The 2,172-nt window shown below is 66.7% G+C and carries 1 protein-coding gene; it reads right to left on the reverse strand.

The window, feature by feature from the left end:
* The coding region (locus tag IRT45_RS36085) for a hypothetical protein (RefSeq protein ID WP_194810233.1) at window positions 1-2,172 on the reverse strand (2,172 nt) is incomplete at both ends.

Below are 2,172 nucleotides of genomic sequence, written 5' to 3' on the forward strand. Positions count from 1 at the left end.
ATGGCCTTGGACGGAGTCAGTTTGCTGGTCCCCAGCCAGTACTCGGGCAACGCCATCTTCCGCAGAATCTCCGACGCGGCCGGCAAATCCTCCGCCTGCGCGGCCGCGAGATAGCTGCGGCTGAGATGCACGTTGATGAAGCGGTTCATCAATGCCGCGCGCTCGGGTTCGACGGGGCCGGTGATTCCGGGCAACGTGGTCGCCGAACCGGTGGCGACCTGGTTGATTCGTTCGATCACCGGCTTGCTCGGGTTGGCGAAGTAGGCGCGCAACAACGCCTGCTCCTCGGCGTCGAAACTGCTGAACCGCAACTCCGGGTCGGCGAACCGGCGGTTGGCCAGCCGGTGCGCCGTGCGCTGGAACAACGCCACGTTCGCCGGTGTGCGCCCGAGTTTGAGGACGTTCATCGAGGCGATCGCCTGGCCGAGATGCTTGTCTCCGTCCCACATGTTGGGGCCCCAGCTGGTGCGGTAGTTGTAGGCGCGAATGGCATCCAGACGCATCTGCTTGTCGGTGAAACCGGCGCTGGTCAGGGCGGAATCGGCGTCACCGAGGCCGCCGCCGCGATCGACGACGCGATCCACCGCGACCGCGGCGCCCAGCGGCGTGTGGCCGTATTCACCGGCAGCCGAGCGAGCCGAGTCGATGATCTGTTCCCTGGTCCGGTTGTAGTTCAGGATCCAGCCTCGGCGCCCCGACTCCGCGGCGATGCGCATATTGGCCGTCTCCGCGTCCTGCCGCAGCCGTGAGCGTGAGCTGAGCGGAAAACGCCTGCGTCCCATCATGTATTCGGCCACCGGGTTCGCGTTCACGGTATTGATCGCCGCCAGCGCCGTGAGCAGCCGTTCCGAACCCGACGGCGCGCCCGCGCCGATCGCCGGGGCCGCACCGCCGGCACCGGCCTGCCCTCCCGCGAGCGCCGAACCTATGCGCGCCACCGCCTGATTGCCGCGCGCGGCCACGTTCTTGCCGACTCGGCGCAGCAACACCACGCCGACGACCATCACCGCACCGCCGACGAAGATCACCTCCATCCCCTGCCCGGGGGTCTGCCGGAACAGATCGTCGAGCACCAGCGCGTACACCCCGAGATAGATGGTGAACGCGACCATCTTGCCCGCAGACACGAACGCGTCGACCAGATTGCGGACCAGGAAGGTCTGCGTCGGCCCGTAGACGAAACCGCCTGCCGCGAAACCGAATATCGCCATGAACGCGTGATAGATCGCCTCGGCCGCCGCCACCACGATCTTGCCCGACAGATACACCCCGAACAGCAGCAGCACCGCCGCGAACAGCAACAACAGCAGACCGGTGCAGACCTGCCCGGCATTGGGGTTCTGAGATTTGGTGTAGGCCGCGGTATCGCCGCAGCGCTGCATGCCGCTCGCTACACGGGCATCACTGCCCGCCGCGACTCCTGCCGACCATTCGGACCGGCACGCCGGCGAGCGGTCGACGACATGCCCGAAGTTCCAGACCTGCAACGGGTGGCGCACGAAATTGTCGGCCAGAGTGTTCTCCATCGTGGCAACCACCGATTGCGGGTTCGGATTCGCATCACCGTTCAGCCCCGCCGCCACCGCGACTCCCACATCGCGGCCCTCGGCGAGCAGCCCGTGGGGCGACAGCACGTCGGCCATCGGATGCGCGAGATAGCCGACCCCGAAAAGCGCGACCGCCAGCATCGTCAGCACCTGCAACGTGGCCTTGCTGAACAGCCCCCGCAGGACGAACCACGCGACGAAGAACGCGCCGACACTGGCGGCCACCGTCATGACCATCGGGGTGCCGATCTGTCCGGCGAGGGTATCGGCGACCTCGGTCAGCGGCACCGAGACCAACTGGAGCCAGCGAAAACTGATCGCGTACCCGATCAGCCAGATCGCGGTGACGGCGATCGCCATGAAACCGGCGAATTCCAAATCCAGCACCGTCGACAGCGCGGTGTTCCCAGGGTGCAGCAGGCTGCCGTGGTTGGTGGCGAAGACGTAGTCCGAGACCGACGTTCCGGACGAATCCCGTACGTCCATCCAGCCGATCGCATCGATTGTCGAGGCACCCGCGGCATCGGTCCGCGACTGTGCGGTCGCCACCGCACCCACACCGATCGGCGCGACGAACAGCAACAGAATCGTCAGCAACAGCCACGTCGCGACCCGTCGTCCCCGG

It is taken from the genome of Nocardia sp. BSTN01, from assembly GCF_015354405.1.
In the GTDB taxonomy this organism is placed as follows: domain Bacteria; phylum Actinomycetota; class Actinomycetes; order Mycobacteriales; family Mycobacteriaceae; genus Nocardia.